General features: G+C 61.1%; 22 protein-coding genes. 5 read left to right on the top strand and 17 right to left on the bottom strand.

Annotated elements, in window-relative coordinates:
- Positions 1–37: 37 nt before the first annotated feature.
- From BN69_RS13160 to BN69_RS13145, 4 genes are read left to right on the top strand one after another with little or no spacing between them, the layout of a single operon-like run.
- A complete protein-coding gene (locus BN69_RS13160) occupies positions 38–493 on the top strand; it encodes a hypothetical protein (RefSeq protein ID WP_014892114.1) in 456 nt (151 codons plus the stop codon).
- Positions 494–541: 48 nt separating this feature from the next.
- Positions 542–1,399, top strand: coding sequence for a sulfurtransferase (locus tag BN69_RS13155; RefSeq protein ID WP_014892113.1), 858 nt, complete (start codon positions 542–544; stop codon positions 1,397–1,399).
- Positions 1,400–1,414: 15 nt separating this feature from the next.
- Positions 1,415–1,669, top strand: a complete 255-nt coding sequence (locus tag BN69_RS13150; RefSeq protein WP_014892112.1) for a hypothetical protein — start codon at positions 1,415–1,417, stop codon at positions 1,667–1,669.
- Between the two features lie 2 nt (positions 1,670–1,671).
- The gene (locus BN69_RS13145; protein WP_173370397.1) at positions 1,672–1,986 is read left to right on the top strand and encodes a hypothetical protein; all 315 of its coding nucleotides are present in this window, start codon (positions 1,672–1,674) and stop codon (positions 1,984–1,986) included.
- Positions 1,987–2,041: 55 nt separating this feature from the next.
- On the opposite strand, the gene fdxB is transcribed toward BN69_RS13145, so the two are convergent.
- The 9 genes from fdxB to nifH form a co-directional block, all read right to left on the bottom strand.
- The gene (fdxB, locus tag BN69_RS13140) at positions 2,042–2,341 is read right to left on the bottom strand and encodes a ferredoxin III, nif-specific (RefSeq protein WP_014892110.1); all 300 of its coding nucleotides are present in this window, start codon (positions 2,339–2,341) and stop codon (positions 2,042–2,044) included.
- 23 nt (positions 2,342–2,364) lie between these two features.
- Positions 2,365–2,565, bottom strand: a complete 201-nt coding sequence (locus BN69_RS13135; RefSeq protein ID WP_014892109.1) for a CCE_0567 family metalloprotein — start codon at positions 2,563–2,565, stop codon at positions 2,365–2,367.
- An 8-nt stretch (positions 2,566–2,573) separates the two neighbouring features.
- Positions 2,574–3,044, bottom strand: a complete 471-nt coding sequence (locus BN69_RS13130) for a NifX-associated nitrogen fixation protein (protein WP_014892108.1) — start codon at positions 3,042–3,044, stop codon at positions 2,574–2,576.
- A 9-nt stretch (positions 3,045–3,053) separates the two neighbouring features.
- On the bottom strand, positions 3,054–3,449 hold the full coding sequence (gene nifX, locus BN69_RS13125) for a nitrogen fixation protein NifX (RefSeq protein ID WP_014892107.1): 396 nt from the start codon (positions 3,447–3,449) through the stop codon (positions 3,054–3,056).
- A gap of 19 nt (positions 3,450–3,468) precedes the next feature.
- Complete coding sequence (nifN, locus tag BN69_RS13120) at positions 3,469–4,845, bottom strand: nitrogenase iron-molybdenum cofactor biosynthesis protein NifN (protein WP_014892106.1); 1,377 nt, start codon at positions 4,843–4,845, stop codon at positions 3,469–3,471.
- A gap of 4 nt (positions 4,846–4,849) precedes the next feature.
- Complete coding sequence (nifE, locus tag BN69_RS13115; protein ID WP_014892105.1) at positions 4,850–6,520, bottom strand: nitrogenase iron-molybdenum cofactor biosynthesis protein NifE; 1,671 nt, start codon at positions 6,518–6,520, stop codon at positions 4,850–4,852.
- 78 nt (positions 6,521–6,598) lie between these two features.
- Positions 6,599–8,158 carry a nitrogenase molybdenum-iron protein subunit beta gene (gene nifK, locus BN69_RS13110; protein WP_014892104.1) on the bottom strand — a complete coding sequence of 520 codons (1,560 nt, stop codon included), beginning with the start codon at positions 8,156–8,158 and terminating at the stop codon, positions 6,599–6,601.
- Between the two features lie 66 nt (positions 8,159–8,224).
- Entirely contained in the window at positions 8,225–9,727 is a 1,503-nt protein-coding gene (gene nifD, locus BN69_RS13105; protein WP_014892103.1) for a nitrogenase molybdenum-iron protein alpha chain, read from the bottom strand.
- Between the two features lie 78 nt (positions 9,728–9,805).
- Positions 9,806–10,693 carry a nitrogenase iron protein gene (gene nifH / locus BN69_RS13100; RefSeq protein ID WP_014892102.1) on the bottom strand — a complete coding sequence of 296 codons (888 nt, stop codon included), beginning with the start codon at positions 10,691–10,693 and terminating at the stop codon, positions 9,806–9,808.
- 509 nt (positions 10,694–11,202) lie between these two features.
- Here nifH and ygfZ point away from each other — a divergent pair.
- On the top strand, positions 11,203–12,033 hold the full coding sequence (gene ygfZ, locus BN69_RS13090) for a CAF17-like 4Fe-4S cluster assembly/insertion protein YgfZ (protein ID WP_014892101.1): 831 nt from the start codon (positions 11,203–11,205) through the stop codon (positions 12,031–12,033).
- A gap of 56 nt (positions 12,034–12,089) precedes the next feature.
- On the opposite strand, the gene BN69_RS13085 is transcribed toward ygfZ, so the two are convergent.
- The 8 genes from BN69_RS13085 to sufB all read right to left on the bottom strand — a co-directional run bounded on the left by BN69_RS13085 (position 12,090) and on the right by sufB (position 19,580).
- Positions 12,090–12,845 carry a 4Fe4S-binding leucine-rich repeat protein gene (locus BN69_RS13085; RefSeq protein ID WP_014892100.1) on the bottom strand — a complete coding sequence of 252 codons (756 nt, stop codon included), beginning with the start codon at positions 12,843–12,845 and terminating at the stop codon, positions 12,090–12,092.
- The gene (locus BN69_RS13080; protein WP_014892099.1) at positions 12,838–13,371 is read right to left on the bottom strand and encodes a tetratricopeptide repeat protein; all 534 of its coding nucleotides are present in this window, start codon (positions 13,369–13,371) and stop codon (positions 12,838–12,840) included. The genes BN69_RS13085 and BN69_RS13080 overlap by 8 nt, the downstream gene beginning before the upstream one ends.
- 11 nt (positions 13,372–13,382) lie before the next feature.
- Complete coding sequence (locus BN69_RS13075) at positions 13,383–13,721, bottom strand: HesB/IscA family protein (protein WP_014892098.1); 339 nt, start codon at positions 13,719–13,721, stop codon at positions 13,383–13,385.
- Positions 13,722–13,732: 11 nt separating this feature from the next.
- Positions 13,733–13,957, bottom strand: coding sequence for a 4Fe-4S binding protein (locus BN69_RS13070; RefSeq protein WP_014892097.1), 225 nt, complete (start codon positions 13,955–13,957; stop codon positions 13,733–13,735).
- 35 nt (positions 13,958–13,992) lie between these two features.
- Positions 13,993–15,504, bottom strand: a complete 1,512-nt coding sequence (gene nifB, locus BN69_RS13065; RefSeq protein ID WP_051013311.1) for a nitrogenase cofactor biosynthesis protein NifB — start codon at positions 15,502–15,504, stop codon at positions 13,993–13,995.
- Positions 15,505–15,981: 477 nt separating this feature from the next.
- Positions 15,982–17,304 (bottom strand): Fe-S cluster assembly protein SufD, encoded by a 1,323-nt coding sequence (gene sufD, locus BN69_RS13060; RefSeq protein WP_014892095.1) that lies wholly within the window; start codon positions 17,302–17,304, stop codon positions 15,982–15,984.
- A 3-nt stretch (positions 17,305–17,307) separates the two neighbouring features.
- Entirely contained in the window at positions 17,308–18,066 is a 759-nt protein-coding gene (gene sufC / locus BN69_RS13055; protein ID WP_014892094.1) for a Fe-S cluster assembly ATPase SufC, read from the bottom strand.
- A gap of 26 nt (positions 18,067–18,092) precedes the next feature.
- Entirely contained in the window at positions 18,093–19,580 is a 1,488-nt protein-coding gene (sufB, locus tag BN69_RS13050) for a Fe-S cluster assembly protein SufB (protein ID WP_014892093.1), read from the bottom strand.
- Positions 19,581–19,584: the final 4 nt, after the last annotated feature.

The following is a 19,584-nucleotide window of genomic DNA, read 5'->3' as shown; positions in this document are numbered from 1 at the left end:
ACCTCTCGGCTGGAGTTGAACAGCTAAGGAGTCGAAGATGAATCTGGCCACCGAATTCGCCAACTGCGCGCCGGACGAGTTGAAGGAATTGCTGAGCGGCGGCACGTTGACTGTCTACTCCGTCGCGCGCCCCGCGACGGCGGATATAGCGGTCGACCGCAGTGGCGTGCTGGCGGTCTTTACTTTCGCCTCGCCGGCCTTTGGCCCCTCCGCCGACGGCGTTGAGACGCCCTTGTTCGTCGCCGATTCCGTTCCGGCGTCCACGACGGGCACGCCCGGATTTGCGCGCGCCCGCAAGGCAGACGGCACGGTGGTCGCGGATTTTTCCGCCGGCAGCGGCGATCGCGAAATCAAATTCGCCGAGGTCTCCTGCTCGCCCGGCGCCCCGGTGAAGGTGGTCAAATTCACCATCAAGCAGGGCGACTGGCCCGAGCGGCCCGACTATTACGGCACGCGTCCGCGTTCCGGCTATCCGCTTCCCGTCGCCCCGTGACGCATGGACGCGCGACTATTGTGAACTTGCAGACAAGAGGTCCGACCGATGGCTGAACCCCTGACCGGCGCGCTCGTCAGCGCGGCATGGCTCGCCGAGCATCTGAGCGACGGCGACATTCGCATTCTCGACTGCACATGGCACCATCCGAGCACCAATCTCGACGGCCGCAATCAATATCGCGGCCGGCATTTGCCGGGCTCCGTCCATTTCGACGTCGATCACGTCGCCGATCCGAATTCCGATCTGCCGCACATGCTGCCGGATGCAGCGGACTTCGCCAAAAAAGTCGGACTGCTCGGCGTCGGAGACGGCGATCGCGTGATCGTCTACGACCGGCTCTTCGGCGGTTCGGCGGCGGCGCGCGTGTGGTGGATGTTCCGCGTCTTCGGCCACGACAATGTCGCGATGCTCGATGGCGGATTCAACCAATGGGTGGCCGCCAAACATCCTACTGAAATGTCGCCGGTGCGTCCGCAGCCCAGGACCTTCACGCCGACCTTCAAGCCGGAACTCGTGCGGAATTTCGATCAAGTGAAGAGCGCTGTCGCGAACGGCGGCGAGCAGATCGTCGATGGGCGCGGACCAGGCAAATTCGACGGCTCGCAGACCGATGTCTTTCCCTTCAAGAAACTCGGACATATTCCGGGCGCCGTGAACGTGCCTTGGGCCGATCTGGTCGATCCGCAGACAGGCGTGCTCCTCGACCCCGAGGCGTTGCGCGCGCGGTTCGAGTCAGCCGGCGTCGATCTTAGCAAGCCGATCGTGACCACCTGCGCTTCGGGCATGACGTCCTGCATGGACGCCTTGGCGCTCTATCTCCTCGGACGGACCGATGTCCCGGTCTACGACGGATCATGGGCGGAATGGGAGCGCGCCGACCAAGCGGCGGCGGCCGCGGCTTAACAAGGAGTGCAGCGTGTGAGCGTTCGCGACGACCATGAGCTCGAAACGGGAGACGAATATGCTCTCTCCGCCGCGGCCGATCGGACGCGCTTCACGCTCCACAACAAGGCCGACGGCATGATCGCCGAGCTGCGCGACGACGACGCCGCGCGCTTTCTCAAGGACTATGAGGAATTGAAGATTCAATTTCCCGATTGGAATGCAGATAGGCTGCTCGCCCAACTTTGGGATCAGGGCGGCTATGGCTGGCTCGCGCAACAGGAAGAGTGACGATGACGACTCTCGTGAAGATCACTGAAGACGGACGAAAACTCGAAGTGAAGGGCTTTGCGCTCTATCTTGACGGCGTTCTCGAAGCTGTCGATCTCACAGAAGTGAAGATGCACCCAGCGAAGCGAAAAATCTGGTCGATCATGCCGGACGCGACCCATGTCGCCGGCCGCGTGGCGCTGAACGCGGAAGAGACCGCGACCGTCAGGAAGGCGCTCGCCGACGCTCAGGCGATGATGCTGGCCGATCCGATCGCGATCGCCGAGCGCTTCCGCATCGCCGCCATGTGGAAGGCGCGCGAGCAGGGAATCGAGTAGCGCGATTTGGGCTTTATGTTGCGAGCCTCCTGCACGGAGGCTCGCATTTTCTTACTCAGACCAGCGCTACATCTTCCGCCGCATGGGTCTGACAATTGGTCGGACACACACGCGCGCAGGCGCCGCAGCCGATGCAGGCGCCGATATCATTCATCACCATAATTTTCTTTTCGACTTCTTCGTCCTCATCGTCGTCCAGCGCAACCAGCTCGCCGTCTTCGTTGAGACCTTTCAGCGTCATCACGTCGCGACCGCACACCTTGAAACAGCGTCCGCAACCGATGCATTTACCGGGATCGATCGCAACAAGGTATTCTGGACACCAATCGCGCCCATCGCGCGTCGCTTGTGACATGGCCGTATGCTTTCTTTCTCGAGTTAGACCGTCTCCAGGGACTTCAACTTCGCGCGCTTCTTCTCCAGCTCGGCGAAAGCTTCATGCGCCTTTTGCGCGACCTCGGGGATAGTGGGCCAATTGATCGGCAGTTCTTCCGAAAGATCATGCAGATCCATTTTGGCCTGCATGGCCTTCGCCGAAAGCTTTTTGATTTCGGCCTTCAGATCGTCGATCTCACTCATCGCTCACCTCAGTATTTTGCGACGTCCGGGAATTTTTCGATCATCTCGACGCCAGACTGAACATATTTGTCGCCTTCCGCCGCGAGCTTCTCGAAACTGTCGAATCCGAAGCGATGCACGTCGCGCAGCTGCTTGTTCACGACGATCAAGCGTCCGCCGATCAGCACCATGCGGCCGAAGCCCTCGTGACTCATTTTCAGCATGGGCGAGATCATGACGCCCGTGGCGCGTTCGATGGAGAGCGCAACGGCGTTGAAGAAGAGCTCCATCCGCCAGATCGTCTCGGGGTCGGGATCGCCAATGATCGGCAGCGCGCGGCGCGCCTCTTTGTCGAGGACATAGGGGGCCAAGAGATCGAGGTCGGACTTCGTCTCCCAGGTCCCATGCGTGTCCTGGGCGCGCCAGATCTTGATGAGCTCCTTCATGAAGGGAAGCTCGGAAACCGAAGTTTTCTCCAGCACGGCGGTAGGTTCAGACATGGGCGTTCCTCACTCTTCGAAATCGAGCACGCGCTCTTTTCCCTTGGTCAACGCTTTGCGCAGCCATGGCGGCGGCACGCCTCTCAACACTTCCTGGAGCTTGTCCAGGAGATCTGAGATGGCCTCCGGTTGATTGACCTTCATCGGATGAATGTTGTTGGCGACGACTCGCGCCGCGCCAGACCCGCCAATCGCCGCGACGTAGAGAATGGCGCAATCCTTGATCGCATCGATCTTCGGCGCGAGCTTGTCCTCATTGCCGTCTTCCTTGAGATCGCCGTCGAATTGGATGGCCTCAACGAATTCGTAGCCTTCCGGGCCGATCTCATAGATCGCGATGTTCTTGGCCCAGCCGAAATGCGCGTCGACGCGTTTCAAATCCTGGGTTGCGAATGCGACTTTCATAGCGCCTCCGTTGTCGCCCCTAGTGCGAGGTTGCGGCGTGCGACGGGCCGACGCCATCGCGCCAGCTGTCGGGTGTCGGTTCGTGGTTTTCCTCGTGATCGGCCATCAACAGATTGCTGATGTCAAAGATCAGATCGCGCCCGCCGCGATAGCCGACCATCAGTTGATGGCCGCCGCCGAGACGGTCGAACATCGGAATGCCCATGCGAAAGAAGGGGATCTTCAAGCGAGAAGCGGCTTGCCTTCCATGCGAATGGGTGACCATCAGATCGCAGTCCTTGGCCTTCGCCAAATTCTCCAGGTCTTCGAGATCGCCGATCAGCACCTCTTCGGTCGGCAGACGTTCGAGCACCGGCGATTGCGTGGTCGTCACCGCGACAAGCAATTGCGCGCCCATTTCGGTCAGCAGCCCGCCGATCTCATTGAGCAGATCCGGCTCGGCGCCGACCGCGAGTTTGCGGCCGCCGATGTGGAAGTGACCGTCCAGCATCGCGTCGACGAGCTGGCCGCGCTGGCGACGATATTTCATCGGCGCGGGCCGGCCGCTGATCTCCGTCAGGAACGACATCAGCGCATCATTGGCCTCAAGCCCGCACAGCCGCTCGAACAACCGGAACGGAACGCCGGTCTTCTGCTGCATGGCTTCGGCGGCGCGCCGCATTTGGGCGCCGATCGCGATCGTCCAGCCGGCCTGACCCATCATCGAAATTTCTTCGACGCCGACGCCGCCGATCGTCGTCGGGGTGAAATCGTCCGGTATGTGGCCGTCAAGCGAACCGGCGAGATCCGGCAGAAAGGTCGGCTCCAAGCCGAAATCCTCGATGATCGTGCGCAATTCATCGAGGTCGCCGGGCGTCAGGTGACAGCCTGGCAGCACGTTGATTTTTGTCGGATCGCGGCGTGCGGCGCTCCTTGGCGCCTCGACCATCGTCTCGACGATGCGCGTCACCGTCTTTTCCCAGCCGTCCTGGAAGGCGTCCTTAAAGTCGGGCGTCGACACATAGACGATCGGCAGATGCGCGACCGCCGCGTTTTTTTCACGAATAAGCTTGATATAGCCGTCGACGTCGTCGCCCTTCGTCTCGGTGACGCCGGTCGAACAAATGCCGATGATCTCCGGCTTGGTGCGGTTGTAGATATTGAGCACCGCCTGCTCGACATTTTCATAGCCGCCGAGGACCGTCGCGACTTCGCTCATCGCGGTCGTCTGCATCGGTATGGCTTCTTTGAAGTGCCGCGTGAACAGCACCAGGCCGAAAGACGTGCAGCCCTGCGAGCCGTGCAGGAGCGGCATCGCGCCCCGTAGTCCCATGAATGCGAGGGCGCCGCCGATCGGCTGGCTCATCTTGAGCGGGTTAACCGAGCAGGCCTTCTTGCTGACGGTGACGGTCGCCATTGCGTTACTCCGCCGCGATCGCGTGAGACGCCGAGACCATCCGCTCAAGAATTTCCTCGATGCGCACGGCGCAGGCGCCGCAGCCGCCTGAGGCGTTCGTCGCGTCGCGCACGCCCTCGACCGTGGAGAGGTTGCTCGCGATGATCGCATCTTCGATCACGCCGAGTTCGACGCTCTTGCAGTTGCAAATCTTTTTCGCGCGGCGAACCTCTTCCGCCTTCACCGGATCGGCCGCGAGCGCCGCCGCCTCGGCTTCCGCCTGCGCCATCGCGCGGCTCTGCCAATTGTCGCCCGACTTTTCCCAAGGCGCGGGCTTGCGCACCTGCGCCCAAACGGGATTGTAAAGCGCCTTGTCGATCTCTTCGACGAGCTTCACCATGCCGACATAGCCCATATAGGCGTGATGCCGCTCCTGATTGATGTCGAGCCAGGGCATCGACGCCTTCAGCGCGATGAACTGCGAGCGGCCGCCCGAGAGCATGATATCGGCGCGCGCATCCTTGAGCATCTTGTACATTTCGCGCGGCGTCATATCCTCGATCATGTGGGCGTCCTGACCCATCAGCTCCTTGATGCGCTCCTTGTCCTCCTTGGTCGACTTCTTGACGGAGGTGCCAACGAGTTCGAGACCCGCTTCTTGCAGCGCGGCGACGACAGACCAGGATTTGACGCCGCCGGTGATCAGCAGCACTTTTTTGCCTTGGAAGCGAGGCTTGTATTTGGCGATCGCCGCCCAGGCCTTGGCCTCTTCGCGCGCGATCAGCGCCTCGGTTCTCTCCATCAACTCGGCCGGCGCGCCGCGTTCGATCAGCATGCGCGCGATTTCGCGCAGCGAGTCGCTGCTGTCCTCAATGCCGTAGAAGGAGCCTTCGAAGAAGGGGATGCCGTAGCGCTCCTCCATCTTGCGCGCCACATTGATCATCGCCTTCGAGCAAACCATCATCGCGGCCTTGGCGCGATGCGAAGAGGCGACCTCCTTATATTTGCCGTCGCCGGAGATGCAGGCCATGATACGAATGCCGAGTTCGTCGAGCAGCGGCTTCACCTGCCACAATTCTCCGGAAAGATTGTATTCGCCGATGATATTGAGGTCATAGGGCGTCGTATATTCCGGCTCTTCGGTGCCGATCACATGCTGCAGCAGCGCTTCGCCCGCGAGCTTGTTGCCGAGATTTTTCGGCCCGACGAAACCGGGGGAGTTGATCGGTATGACCGGCTTGTTGAATTTCTCGCGCGCCGCTTTGCACACCGCGTCGATGTCGTCGCCAATCATTGCGGGCACGCAGGTCTGATAGACGAAGACCGCCGGCGGATCATATTTCTCGATGATCTCGCGGATGGATTTGAACAGTCGCTTCTCGCCGCCGAAGACCACATCGGTCTCATTGATGTCGGTGGTGAAGCCGGTGCGCCACAGATTGGAGCCGGAGGATTTCGCGCCGCGATTGTCCCAGCTATTGCCCTCGCAGGCGATCGGGCCATGCACGAGATGGGCGACGTCGGTGAGTGGTTGAAGAGCGATCTTGGCGCCGTCAAAGGCGCAACCGCCGGCCGCGCCGCCGGGCTGCAATTGCTTGGTGCATCCCTTCTTGCGTTCGGCTTCCGATTTGTTCGCGTTCTTGCCGCAGCCCGGCTCGTTGAAAACGTCCTGGATCGTGGCCGAAAGCGAACTCATGCCTCTTCTCCCTCACGTTGCGACAGCGCTACTGCGAGCAAGTTGCGGCTCCCGCCCTAGGGCGGGAGCCACGTCGTCTTAGCGGATGATGTCGAAGCTATAGTCGCTCTTCGCCGGGACATTGGTGGTGGCGTCGATCGATTCGAAGATGCGATCGAGGATCCACACCAGAACGTTCAGGCCGCCCTGATAACCCCACACCGGATAGCGATGGTGATGATGGCGATCGAAGATCGGGAAGCCGATGCGGATCAGCGGCGTGCCGGTGTCGCGCTCGAGATATTTGCCGTAGGTGTTGCCGATCAGGAAATCCACCGGCTCGGTGAAGAGCAGCGAACGCATGTGCCAGAGATCCTTGCCCGGATAGACGTGGCAATTCTGACCGAAGGGCGAGGAGTCGAGCAGCTTCTGCACCTTCTCCGCCCAGGCCTTGCCGCCATTCGTTGCGAGGATATGCGTCGGCTCGGCGCCAAGCTCCAGAAGGAAACCGGCGAGGCCGAGGCACAGATCCGGATCGCCGTAGATCGCGAATTTCTTGCCATGAATATGCGCGCTTGAATCGGCCACCGCGTCAACGAGACGACCACGCTCACGCGCCAGCTCTTCGGGGATCGGCTTGCCGGTGATCTGCGACAGGGTCATGAGGAACTTGTCAGTCGCAGAGACGCCGATCGGATGATTGAAGGCGGCGACTTCCTGACCATGCGCGGCGATCAGCGGCAGCGTCTTTTCGGTGCAATATTCCTGCATCGAGATCGTCGCCTTGGCGTTGATCGCGCTCGCGGCTTCTTCCAGCGTCGTGCCGCCGTCATACATGCGGAACTCGCCGTCCGTCGGCGTGTCGAAGACTTCGCTGTTGTCAGCGAGGATTGTGTAGTCGATGCCCATCAAGCCGAAGATGCGCTTGACTTCGCGCATGTTGCCGACCGTGTAGCCGTCGAAGCCGCCGATGAAGTTGATCTTGTCATTCGCCGTGCGCTCGAGTTTGGGCGCCGTGCCGGCCTTGCCGTCCCAGAAGTGCTCGATGATGCCCTTCAACGCATTGTCGTAGCCGGTGACGTGGCTGCCGACGAAGGCAGGGGTATGAGCGAAGGGAACGTCGTATTCCGCCGGAACCGAACCCTTCTCCTTCGAGGTCTTGATGAAGGCGTTCAGATCGTCGCCGATGACTTCCGCCATGCAGGTGGTGGAGACGGCGATCATCTTCGGCTTGTACATATTGTAGGTGTTGGCCAGGCCGTCGATCATGTTGTTGAGGCCGCCGAACACCGCCGCGTCCTCGGTCATCGACGACGAGACGCAGGAGCTCGGCTCCTTGAAGTGTCTCGACAGATGACTGCGGTAATAGGCGACGCAGCCCTGCGACCCGTGAACGAAGGGTATCGTTTGCTCGAAGCCGACGGCGGCGAAGACCGCGCCGAGCGGCTGGCAGGCCTTGGCCGGATTGACGGTCAACGCCTCGCGAGCGAAGTTCTTCTCGCGATATTCGGGGGTCTTGGCCCATTCCCGAACGCGTTCCACCTCGGCCGGATCGCGCGGGTTTTCGAACATCTTCTTCTTGTTCGCCAGCATCTGCTGGTACTCTGGACCTCTAAAGAGGTCGAAATGGTCTAGGACGTGTTCTGCGCTCTGCGGCATGGTCGAACCCTCGCGTCATGCATTTGGGGGAGCCGGCGCGCGCCTTCGCGACGCGCCGGCGCTGATTTATTCCGCGGCCTGGAGCAGCGGCAGTTCCTCGGTCTTCCACGGCGCCTTGGTCATTTTCCAGACCGGCGAGTTGATCGCCATGTCCATGTCCCGCGCGAAGATCGCGAAACCGTCATAGCCATGGTAGGGGCCCGAATAATCCCAGCTGTGCATCTGGCGGAAAGGCACGCCCATCTTCTGGAAGACGTATTTTTCCTTGATGCCGGAGCCGACGAGATCGGGCTGAATCTTCTCGACGAATTTTTCGAATTCGTAGCCGGTCACGTCGTCGTAGATCAGCGTTCCGTCCTTGACGTAATGCTGGGCGGTGCGCTGATAGTCGTCGTTGTGGCCGAATTCATAGCCCGTGCCGACGACTTCCATGCCGAGGTCTTCATAGGCGCCGATCACGTGACGCGGACGGAGGCCGCCGACGAACAGCATGACCGTCTTGCCTTCCAGACGCGGACGGTATTTGGCGATCACCGCGTCCATCAAGGGCTGATACTTCGCGATAACCTGCTCGGCGCCTTCCTTGATCTTGTCGTCGAAATAGCTGGCGATCTTGCGCAGCGACTCGGCGATCTTGCTCGGGCCGAAGAAGTTGTATTCGCACCACGGAATGCCGTATTTTTCTTCCATGTGGCGCGAAATATAGTTCATCGACCGGTAGCAGTGCAGAACGTTCAGCTTCGCCTTCGGCGTCGCTTCCAGTTCGGCGAGGCTGCCGTCGCCCGACCACTGCGCAATCACGCGCAGGCCCATTTCTTCGAGCAGGATGCGTGACGACCAGGCGTCGCCGCCGATGTTGTAGTCGCCGATGATGGCGACGTCATAAGGCGTCGGCTCGAAACGCGGCGCGGAGTCGGGAGCGATCTTGTCGAACACCCAATCGCGGATCGCGTCGTTGGCGATGTGGTGGCCCAGCGATTGAGAAACGCCGCGGAAGCCCTCGCAACGCACCGGGACGATCGTCTTGCCATCATATTCCTTCGACTTGGCCTTCGACACCGCTTCGATGTCGTCGCCAATGAGGCCGATCGGGCATTCCGACTGAACGGTGATGCCGTTGTTCAGCGGGAACAGCTCCTGGATCTCATCCATGATCTTCGCGAGCTTCTTATCGCCGCCGAAGACGATATCCTTCTCTTGGAAGTCGGACGTGAACTGCATCGTGACGAAAGTGTCGATGCCGGTCGTGCCGATGTAATAGTTGCGGCGCGCCGCCCAGGAATACTGGCCGCAGCCCACCGGGCCATGGCTGATGTGGATCATGTCCTTGATCGGACCCCAGACGACGCCCTTCGAGCCGGCGTAAGCGCAGCCGCGAATGGTCATCACGCCGGGGATTGACTTGATGTTCGACTTCACGCCGCAATCCGGCTTGCCTTCCTGATGCACGTTGAGGTGCTTGGCGCGGCGCTTGGCGGTCTTCTCGGGATAAACCTTCAGAACTTCTTCGATGAGCGCTTTGTTGCGGTCCTTGATCTCCGCGACGCTCAATGTGGGCGAAACACTCATTTGATGTCTCCTTTAATGCTTTTCGGAACTTGAGCCCGGCCTCCGCATGCGGGAGGCCGACGCTCATGCGTTGACGGGTTAGGCGATCGCCTGGAGTTCGGCCGCGGTCTTGCCGATCTGGCTCTCGTCGACCGCCTTCATGATGCCGTGCTCCATCAGCATGTCTTCGAGCTCGTCCATCGTGATCGGCGTCGGGATGATGCCCTTGCCCTGATTGGCGTGGATCTTCGTCGCCAGATTGCGGTAATGCCCCGCCTGCTGGGACTCCGGCGCATATTCCAGAACCGTCATGCGGCGCAGCTCGGCGTGCTGAACGATATTGTCGCGCGGCACGAAATAGATCAGCTGCGTGCCGAGCTTCTTCGCCAGCGCTTCCGCAAGCTCCAGCTCCTTGTCGGTCTGGCGCTCGTTGCAGACCAGGCCGCCCAGGCGCACGCCGCCGGAATTGGCGTATTTCAAAATGCCCTTGGAGATGTTGTTGGCCGCATACATGGCCATCATCTCGCCGGACATGACGATGTAGATCTCCTGCGCCTTGTTCTCGCGGATCGGCATCGCGAAGCCGCCGCAGACCACGTCGCCGAGCACGTCATAGGACACATAGTCGATGTCCTCGTAAGCGCCGTTCTCCTCGAGGAAGTTGATCGAGGTGATGACGCCGCGGCCGGCGCAGCCGACGCCCGGCTCCGGACCGCCGGACTCGACGCAGCGAATGTCGCGATAGCCGACCTTCATCACCTCTTCGATTTCGAGGTCCTCAACGCTGCCGGCGTTGGCGGCGAGGCTCAGGATGGTGTCCTGCGCCTTGGCGTGCAGAATGAGGCGCGTCGAGTCCGCCTTCGGATCGCAACCGACGATCAGAATGCGATGACCCATCTCGGCCAGAGCGGCGAGCGTGTTCTGGGACGTCGTCGACTTGCCGATGCCCCCTTTGCCATAAAATGCGATTTGCCGTAGTGACGACATGTCTGTCTCCTCTTGGGCCCTTACTCATTGCCGCAGCTCTCTCGCGGCGCCTTGCTTCGCTGCCGAGTTAGAGAAGGACTCCAGTAAGAGGTTCTCTTCGACGGCCCTCGATTCTTTCGAGCCGGTCCCTCTTTCGCAATGTCCATGCCAGCGCTTGCGGAGTGCGGTCGTCATAAGAAACATTCGCATATTCAAGCTGTTGTGGATAAGCGGCGACAGGCTGTTCGATGTCAAGAAGCTAACAACCCATGTGATGTGGGCGACAAAGTCATTGCCGGTTCGGTCGTATGTTTTTGGGCGTTTTTTCGCGGCGTTGGGGCGTAGTTTTTAAATGTCCGCTTCCTTGAGAAAGGCGGCGCGACGACGAACCGCGAACGAGAAGCACGCCATGCGCGTTCAGGCTCAGATTTCAGCCGTGGCAAGATCGTTGCTTTCTGAATCGATCCAGCGAGTCGCGCGCGAATGACAAACCGCGGCGGCTTACAGACGCGGTTGGAGCATAAGACACAATGTCAGCCGTCATCAGCCTGCAGGATCGCGGCATTGTCGAAATTGCCGGGGCCGACGCGACGAAATTCTTGCATAATCTCGTCACCAACGACATCGCCAAACTCGCCCCGGGGGAAGCCCGATTTTGCGCGCTGCTGGCGCCGCAGGGGAAGATCTTGGTCGACTTCCTGGTCTTTGCGGAAGGCGAGGGCGAGTCGCGCCGCTATTTGCTCGACTGCCCGATCGGCTTGGAGCCGGATCTCCTGCGTCGCCTCGCCAAGTACAAATTGCGCGCGGCGGTCAGCGTCACATCCAAGAGCGACGAATTCGCCGCCTTCGCGGTCCTCGGGGAGGCGCGGCCGGAAACTCCCGCGCTGGCCATAGCGCGGGACCCGCGCGCCAAGACGCTGGGCTGGCGACTGATCGCGCCGCGCGGCGCGCCGGCGGAAGACGCCCGCGAAGACTATGAGGCGGCGCGCATCGCCGCCGGCGTTCCGCAAGGCGGCGTCGATTTCGCCTATGGCGCCGCATTTCCGCACGAAGCGAACATGGACCTGCTCGCCGGCGTCGATTTCACCAAGGGATGCTATATCGGCCAGGAAGTGGTCTCGCGCACGAAGCATCGCAACCTCGCACGCAAGCGCGTGAGGCCTTACCATGTTGAAGGCGCAGCGCCAGTGCCGGGAACGAAAGTCATGGCGGGCGAGATCGAAATCGGCGTGGCGGGGTCGCACAGCGGCGATCGGGGCCTTGCCTTGATCCGCCTGGACAGGCTCGCCGACGCTAGGGCGGCGGGAACGGTCCTGACCGCCGGCGGCGCGTCCTTGGAGTTCGACGTCGGAGCGAGTTGACGCCGGCTTAAAACCGACGCGGCGACGTCAATGGCGCGACGCGGGCGCCGGAGAAGTCATCCCTTCAAGGCCGCGCCCGCAAGACGCTCGCGGGCTGCTTCCGCGACGAGCGGATCGCTGTCGTTGATCAAATGTCCAATTTCTTCCACGTTCAGTCTGGTCGCGACGTAATGGCGCACGCGCCAGTCGGCGTCGTCTCGCAAGTCCAACAATTGTTCCGGCGTCAGTCTTTGCGCCGCTTCAAGGCGCACTTCGGCGTTGGAATCTCGACACACGCGCCCGAGCCACTGGGCGTCGATCCGTTGCGCGACAATACGTCGGACTTCCACTTCCGGGTCGTCGAACATCATCACCAGCAGCGCCGGCGCGACCTTCCGCGCGATGACGATCCGCACGTAATAATCCTCGTCCTGCATCATCGGCAGAAGGTCTGGATCATCGAGCAGAGTGGCGACGCGGATGCGCACTTCGCGATGCGGATCGTTGCGCAATTCGCATTGATAGCGCGCAGGCAATCGCCGCACAGCTTCCCAACGCACGGTTTCATCGGGATCCGACAATAGGCGCGGCAGGAGAAACGGATTGGCGAATTTCGCCGCTATGGCGCGCACTTCGAAATGCGGATGCGAAAGATAGCCGTCGGCGAGTTCGGGATTCCAATTGAAGAAGCGATCGATACGCCGCGCATATCGGTCGTGCACGCAGGCTTTGCGCAGTTCGCATCGCCCTGCGGCCAGCAGGTCCCGATGCGCACAATTCGCGCAATCGATATCCAACCCGCGCCAGTCGCGCGCTTCATCGATCTCACGCATCGTCTTCGAGGCCGATTCTATCGAGAACGCCGAGAAGAACCTTGGCGCCAATCTTGTCCGTCGGATCGAGTTCGAGAAGCTTGGCGATTGCGACCCGACTTTCCTCGAGCGCGCCCAGGCGCATCTGCAAATAGGCGTAGCCCTTTAAGGTGAACAGAAAGAACCGCGGCAGCATTTCGTCGTAGCGATCAAAAACCGCGTCCTGCGCCGAGGCGCGTCGCCAATCTCGCGGCATGTTGTTTTCACGCGCCGCTTTTTCAAGACAGCGGTTGGCGATCTCCAATGCTTCCTTCAATCTGCCTTTGTAAAAGTAAAAGCGATAGAAGCCGATCAGCACCGCGGCGTGATCCGGAGCCCATTGCTGGGCTTGGCGTAAATAGCGCTCGGCCGTTTCAGAGTCGGCGTAGGTTTCGCTGGCGAGATGGAGAAACTCTTCGGCTTCCTCCGGCAGGCCCTCGCCAAGCAGCGCCCCGGCGAGAAGTTCCTTCTCGTCGGGGCTCAGAACGGCTTGCTCGCCATTCACCATGACGCCCGCCTTTAATGCGCATGCTCCACGAGGGGCCCGGCGGCGCTCTTGCACGATCCCGTGTTCTTTGGATCGTGGAAAACGAGTCCCCCGCTCGAAGAGGAATCAGCAAAATCGATCGTCACGCCATCAAGCAGCAGGCGGCTTTCGGCCGGCAGGAAGAACTTCAAGCCTTCGACGATGAATTCCTGATCGCCGGCGCGCGGCGCGGCTTCGACGTCGAACAGCGCGCTAAGCCCCGAGCACCCCCCTGGCGACACCATCAAGCGAAAGCCGCCGCCTGGATTGGCGCTGAACTGGATCATTCGCCGGATGAATTTTTGTGCGGCCGGCGTAAGCATAAATTTCATTGCAGGCCTCCTCAAGCCGGCGCTTGGTAACGCGGATACGCATTGTCGATCACGCAGGTGTTATCGACCGGGCAGACGGCCGCGCATTGCGGCGCGTCGAAATGGCCGATGCACTCCGTGCATTTCTTGGGATCGATCACGAATGTGCCGTTCTTCTCGGTGATCGCCACATTCGGACATTCCGGCTCGCAGGCCGAACAGCTCGTGCACTGCGACGCGATGATCTTAAGCGTCATGTCTTGCTCCTTGGCTTGGTTCCTTGACGCATCTCTCAGGCCGCGTTGATGAGCGCGCCCTGACGGATTTCGGCGTCGCCGCGCTCCTGATGTTCGATTTCGCCGCTGTTCACCTTATCGAGATAGGCCTTGAACCAAGCGATCGCCGACTTCTCGATGAACTCATGGGCGAATTGATCGACAGGCTCGATCCCGGCCTTGATCAGGTCGTTCTTCGGGCAGCCGCCGATCTTCGCGACGAACACCGCATGGCAGTCGTTGATCGCGCGGATGACGGTCTCGAGGCTGTCCTCGTCGCCATATCCGCCCTGGCAGTAGAGGTCGACGCGACGATGGCCGACGAATTTCGCGCCCGAGGTCGAGAGTTCGTAAACCTGGAACTCCTTGGCGTGACCGAAATGTTCGTTGATGAGGCCCGAACCCTTCGTCGCCACGGCGATCAGCAGTTTGATGTCGCTCGCCGCGCCGGCCAGCGTCGCCAGCTCTTCCTGTTTCGCGGCCACTTTGGCGACGCGCTCTTCTTCGACCTTCTCTTGATAGGCCTTGCGCGACTCGAGATCGTAATCGACCTCCATCGCCATGATCTTTTCCGTGGTGAACTCAGCGCTGCGATCTTCGCCGAGCAGGCCGACCGCGTCGGCGCGGCACTGGCGGCAGTGGCGCATCATGTTCATCTCGCCTTCGCAGCTGTCCTGCAGCGCCTTCAGCTCTTGCGCCGACGGACCGCGCTGGCCGTTGAGGCCGAACACCGTGCCGTGCTCAGGAGCCGAGATCAGCGGCATGATGTTGTGCAGGAACGCGCCGCGAGATTTGACGGCCTTGTTCACTTCGACGAGGTGCTTGTCGTTGATGCCAGGGATCATCACCGAATTCACCTTGCACAGAATGCCGCGCTCGGTGAGCATTTCCAGGCCCTGCAGCTGCCGGTCGGTGAGCAGCTTCGCCGCTTCGACGCCGGTGTAGCGCTTATGCTTCCAGAACACCCAGGGATAGATCTTGGCGCCGACTTCCGGATCGACCATGTTGATGGTGATCGTGACGTGATCGACGTTGTAGCCGGCGATCGTATCGACGTGATCCGGCAACGCGAGGCCGTTTGTCGACAGGCAGAGCTTGATATCCGGCGCGGTGCGCGAGATCAGATCGAAGGTCTTGAAGGTTTTTTCCGGATTGGCGAGCGGATCGCCCGGGCCGGCGATGCCCAGAACCGTCATTTGCGGAATGGTGGAGGCGACGGCCAAAACTTTCTTCGCGGCCTGCTCCGGGGTCAACTTCTCGCTGACGACGCCCGGGCGCGATTCATTGGCGCAATCATATTTGCGGTTACAGTAGTTGCACTGGATGTTGCAAGCGGGCGCGACGGCGACATGCATGCGCGCATAATGGTGGTGCGCCTCTTCGCTGTAGCAGGGGTGGTTCTTGACCTTCTCCCAAATCTCGGTCGGCAGGTCGCCCTCGCCGGCGCCCGAACCGCAGCTCGCCTTGCCGCTGCCGCCCGACGTGCCGCAACCCTTGTGCTCGGCGATCTTCTGCATCACGTCGCCCATGGCGACCGCCGCGTTCACCCCTTCAGCTGCCTCCGCCGTTCCAACATCCAGAGACGTCATGGCTTTGCTTCCTTCTGTCGCTGCAAAGTCGCCTATGCCGACTCTCGGCGGAGACGCACCGTTGCATCAGTTTGTCGGAGGGATCGCAACAACCATGCCAGCGCCTCAACTATTAGTTCCCTATATAAATCAAAGGCGTATCGTGAACCAACAATGTAAATATTCAAACACGTTCCTACATTCTGTGTGACGACGCTTGTTACAGATTCAACATCGTGGAGAGGTTGGGCGGCGCCGGGCGGCTCATGCGCTCAGACGAGCATCCGCCGCATTATCCATGTCGAGACATTTGCGCGTACGCCGCACGATCCCGATAGACGAGCGGCTACCGTGAACCTTTTGCGTCCAGGTCGGAACGTCCCGACGCAACCGAGCGAGCGACGTCATGAATGCGTCGCCCGCCGGTGTGGGATATCGTCACATTCTCAGCCGCTCGGAAACGAGCGCCGATAGAGCGTCTCGCACGCTCCGATTCTCCACGGCGTCGATCACTTCCCCGACGAAGGCTTCCGTCAGCAGCGATTGCGCTTCCGCCTGGCAAATCCCGCGCGCCATCAGATAGAAAATCAAGTTCTCATCCAGCGCGCCGACGGTCGAACCATGCGCGCATTGCACGTCGTCGGCGAAGATTTCCAGCTCCGGCTTGCAGTTGGCCTGCGCCCCTTCGGACAACAGCAGCGTGCGGGCCATCATGCGCGCATCGGTCTTTTGCGCGCCGGGCCGCACCAGGATCTTCCCTTGAAACACCGCCTGCGACGAGTCGTCCAGCACGGATTTGAACAGCGCCTTGCTCTCCGAGCGTTCCGCCGCATGATCAAGGAACAAGGTGGCGTCGGCGTGCTCCTTGCCCTTCAACAGGTTGGCCCCGCGCAGGCCGGCATGGGCGCCCTGCCCGTTGATGTTGATGAAGGACTGGTTGCGCAACACGGCGCCGCCGAGATTGAACCCGAAGTCGCTCAGCCGGGCGTCGGCGGCGAGCGAAGCGACGAATGTCGAGACATGCATGGCCGCGGCGCCTTCGTGGCTGATCTTGAGCCGCTCCAGTGACGCGCCCTCTTCCAGCACAACCTCGGTCGCGGCGTTCACATGATATTCCTGGACCGTTTCGCCCTCGAAGCTCTCGATCAGCGTCGCCCGCGCGCCTTTTTCAACGATGACAAGCGAGCGCAGGAAATAGGTCGCCGGCTGCGCGCCCGCGACGAAAACCAATTGTATCGGTTTGTCCACGCAGACGCCCGCGCCAATGCGAATGACGACGCCTTCGCCCATGAAGGCGGTGTTGAGCGCGAAGGCCGGATCGTCGACCTCGCCCACATTGCCGATCTGCGTCATCGCCGCAGCGTCGCCCTTGGCCAAGGCCTCCGACAGCGACACGACGCTCAGGCCTGCTTCCAGATCGCCAAGATCGGAAAGCTCCGGAACGAAATAGCCGCCGACGAAGACGACGCGTCGCGACGCGACGCCCTCAAGAACCGCCGCATTGCGCGCGCCTTGCTTGGCGCTATCTTCCGGCGGCGCGGCCAGGGGCTTCACGTCGCGCAGCAGAGCGCGCAAATCCGTGTATTTCCATGCCTCATCGCGTCGATTGGGGAGGCCGGTCTTCGCAAAGGCGTCGAAGGCGGCGGTGCGCAGCTTGGCAAGTTGCGGCGCGCCGGCGCTTTGCTGCATGGCGAAGATTTCCGCCAGACGCGCCTCGGCGTCGGTGAGTTTGCGCGCGGGAGTGATCGGTGCGTCGCCCATGACTTAAGCCGCCTCGCTTTGGTAGCGCGCGTAGCCCGTTTCCTCAAGCTCCATGGCAAGCTCCTTCCCCCCGGTGCGCACGATGCGGCCAGCCGATTGCACATGAACGACGTCCGGCGTGATGTAATCGAGCAGCCGCTGGTAATGGGTGATCACAACAATGCCTCGGTCCTTCGAGCGCAATTGATTGACGCCATTGGAGACGACTTTCAGCGCGTCGATGTCCAGTCCAGAATCGGTCTCGTCCAGGATGCACAGCTTGGGTTCGAGCAGCATCATCTGCAGCGTCTCGGCGCGCTTCTTCTCGCCGCCGGAGAAGCCGACGTTGACCGGACGCCGCAGCATCTCCATGTCCATGTCCAGGATCTTGGCGAGTTCCTTGACGCGCTTGATCAGATCGGGCGAAGACATTTCCTCCTCGCCGCGTTTCTTGCGCTGCGCGTTGAGCGCGGCGCGCAAAAACGTCATCGTCGCGACGCCCGGCACTTCCAGCGGATATTGAAAAGCGAGGAACAGTCCGGCCGCGGCGCGTTCGTCGACGCTCATCTGCGACAGATCGGCCCCTGCGAGCAGCGCCTGCCCCTCGGTGATGTTATAGCCGGGCCGACCGGAGAGCACATAGGACAGCGTCGATTTGCCCGAGCCGTTCGGCCCCATGATCGCATGCACCTCGCCCGCCTTCACGGTGAGGTCATAGCCGTTCAGGATCTGCTTGCCGGCAATCTCGGCCTTGAGGTCCCGAATTTCCAGTAGCGCCGTCATTCCACCACTCCCACTCTATAGAGGCGTCAGCCGACGCTGCCTTCGAGACTGACCGAGATCAGCTTTTGCGCTTCTACCGCGAATTCCATCGGAAGTTGCTGCAACACGTCGCGCACGAAGCCATTGACCACCAGCGCGGTCGCATCTTCCTGCGATAGGCCGCGCTGCATGCAGTAGAACAAGACGTCCTCCGAGATTTTCGACGTCGTCGCCTCATGCTCGAACACGCAGGACGGGTTCTTCGCTTCGATGTAGGGGATCGTGTGCGCGCTGCAGGCGTCGCCGATGAGCAGCGAGTCGCAATTCGTGAAATTGCGGGCGCCCTCGGCCTTGCGATGCGCCGAGACGAGGCCCCGATAGGCGTTCGATGAGCGACCGGCGGAAATGCCCTTGGAGATGATGCGGCTCGTCGTCCCCTTGCCGAGATGGATCATCTTGGTGCCGGAGTCGACCTGCTGGCGACCGTTGGAGATCGCGATGGAGTAGAATTCGCCGCGCGAATTATCGCCGCGCAACACGCAGCTCGGATATTTCCAGGTGATCGCCGAACCGGTCTCGACCTGCGTCCAGCTGATCTTCGAATTGGCTCCGCGGCAGTCGCCGCGCTTCGTGACGAAATTATAGATTCCGCCCTTGCCGTTCTCGTCGCCCGGATACCAGTTCTGCACGGTCGAATATTTGATCTCGGCGTCGTCGAGCGTCACGAGTTCGACCACCGCCGCGTGCAACTGGTTCTCGTCGCGCTTGGGCGCGGTGCAGCCTTCGAGATAGCTGACATAGGACCCGCGGTCGGCGATGATGAGCGTCCGCTCGAACTGTCCGGTGTTCCTTTCGTTGATCCGGAAGTAGGTCGACAATTCCATCGGGCAGCGCACGCCGGGCGGGATATAGACGAAAGAGCCGTCCGAAAACACCGCGCTGTTCAGCGTCGCAAAAAAATTGTCAGAGGTCGGCACCACGGTGCCGAGATATTTGCGCACCAGCTCGGGATGCTCGCGCAGCGCCTCCGAGATCGGGCAGAAGATCACCCCGACCTTCTTCAACTCCTCCTTGAATGTCGTTGCGACGGAGACGGAGTCGAATACCGCATCGACCGCGACGCGCGGGCGCTCTTCGCCCTCCGGTCGTTCGACGCCGGCGAGAATTTCGCGCTCATGCAGCGGAATGCCGAGTTTTTCATATGTGCGCAGCAGCTCTGGGTCGACTTCGTCGAGCGATTTCGGGCCGGCCGTCGATTTCGGCGCCGCGTAATAGTAGAGATCCTGATAGTCGATCGCCGGGTAGTCCACGCGCGCCCATTTCGGCTCGGTCATCGTCAGCCAGCGGCGATAGGCCTCCAGCCGCCATTCGAGCATCCATTCCGGCTCGCTTTTCTTTGCGGAAATGAAGCGGATCACCTCTTCGGAAAGACCCTTCGGCGCGAGGTCGGATTCGATGTCGGTGATGAAACCGTATTTATATTGATCGGCGCCGACACGGCGAACCTGTTCAACTGTCTCTTGCACCGCCGCCATTTTG

The sequence above is a fragment of the Methylocystis sp. SC2 genome (genome assembly GCF_000304315.1).
Classification (GTDB): domain Bacteria; phylum Pseudomonadota; class Alphaproteobacteria; order Rhizobiales; family Beijerinckiaceae; genus Methylocystis.
The sequence above is the reverse complement of the archived record's forward strand: the minus strand, read 5'-3'. Positions and strand labels throughout refer to the sequence as shown.

What these genes read in the sequence shown, in the direction of transcription:
- BN69_RS13160 (WP_014892114.1), top strand. Translation starts at nt 38, where the DNA reads ATGAATCTGGCCACCGAATTCGCCAACTGCGCGCCGGACGAGTTGAAG.
- BN69_RS13155 (WP_014892113.1), top strand. Translation starts at nt 542, where the DNA reads ATGGCTGAACCCCTGACCGGCGCGCTCGTCAGCGCGGCATGGCTCGCC.
- BN69_RS13145 (WP_173370397.1), top strand. Translation starts at nt 1,672, where the DNA reads ATGACGACTCTCGTGAAGATCACTGAAGACGGACGAAAACTCGAAGTG.
- fdxB (WP_014892110.1), bottom strand. Translation starts at nt 2,341, where the DNA reads ATGTCACAAGCGACGCGCGATGGGCGCGATTGGTGTCCAGAATACCTT.
- BN69_RS13135 (WP_014892109.1), bottom strand. Translation starts at nt 2,565, where the DNA reads ATGAGTGAGATCGACGATCTGAAGGCCGAAATCAAAAAGCTTTCGGCG.
- BN69_RS13130 (WP_014892108.1), bottom strand. Translation starts at nt 3,044, where the DNA reads ATGTCTGAACCTACCGCCGTGCTGGAGAAAACTTCGGTTTCCGAGCTT.
- nifX (WP_014892107.1), bottom strand. Translation starts at nt 3,449, where the DNA reads ATGAAAGTCGCATTCGCAACCCAGGATTTGAAACGCGTCGACGCGCAT.
- nifN (WP_014892106.1), bottom strand. Translation starts at nt 4,845, where the DNA reads ATGGCGACCGTCACCGTCAGCAAGAAGGCCTGCTCGGTTAACCCGCTC.
- nifE (WP_014892105.1), bottom strand. Translation starts at nt 6,520, where the DNA reads ATGAGTTCGCTTTCGGCCACGATCCAGGACGTTTTCAACGAGCCGGGC.
- nifK (WP_014892104.1), bottom strand. Translation starts at nt 8,158, where the DNA reads ATGCCGCAGAGCGCAGAACACGTCCTAGACCATTTCGACCTCTTTAGA.
- nifD (WP_014892103.1), bottom strand. Translation starts at nt 9,727, where the DNA reads ATGAGTGTTTCGCCCACATTGAGCGTCGCGGAGATCAAGGACCGCAAC.
- nifH (WP_014892102.1), bottom strand. Translation starts at nt 10,693, where the DNA reads ATGTCGTCACTACGGCAAATCGCATTTTATGGCAAAGGGGGCATCGGC.
- ygfZ (WP_014892101.1), top strand. Translation starts at nt 11,203, where the DNA reads ATGTCAGCCGTCATCAGCCTGCAGGATCGCGGCATTGTCGAAATTGCC.
- BN69_RS13085 (WP_014892100.1), bottom strand. Translation starts at nt 12,845, where the DNA reads ATGCGTGAGATCGATGAAGCGCGCGACTGGCGCGGGTTGGATATCGAT.
- BN69_RS13080 (WP_014892099.1), bottom strand. Translation starts at nt 13,371, where the DNA reads ATGGTGAATGGCGAGCAAGCCGTTCTGAGCCCCGACGAGAAGGAACTT.
- BN69_RS13075 (WP_014892098.1), bottom strand. Translation starts at nt 13,721, where the DNA reads ATGAAATTTATGCTTACGCCGGCCGCACAAAAATTCATCCGGCGAATG.
- BN69_RS13070 (WP_014892097.1), bottom strand. Translation starts at nt 13,957, where the DNA reads ATGACGCTTAAGATCATCGCGTCGCAGTGCACGAGCTGTTCGGCCTGC.
- nifB (WP_051013311.1), bottom strand. Translation starts at nt 15,504, where the DNA reads ATGGGCGACGTGATGCAGAAGATCGCCGAGCACAAGGGTTGCGGCACG.
- sufD (WP_014892095.1), bottom strand. Translation starts at nt 17,304, where the DNA reads ATGGGCGACGCACCGATCACTCCCGCGCGCAAACTCACCGACGCCGAG.
- sufC (WP_014892094.1), bottom strand. Translation starts at nt 18,066, where the DNA reads ATGACGGCGCTACTGGAAATTCGGGACCTCAAGGCCGAGATTGCCGGC.
- sufB (WP_014892093.1), bottom strand. Translation starts at nt 19,580, where the DNA reads ATGGCGGCGGTGCAAGAGACAGTTGAACAGGTTCGCCGTGTCGGCGCC.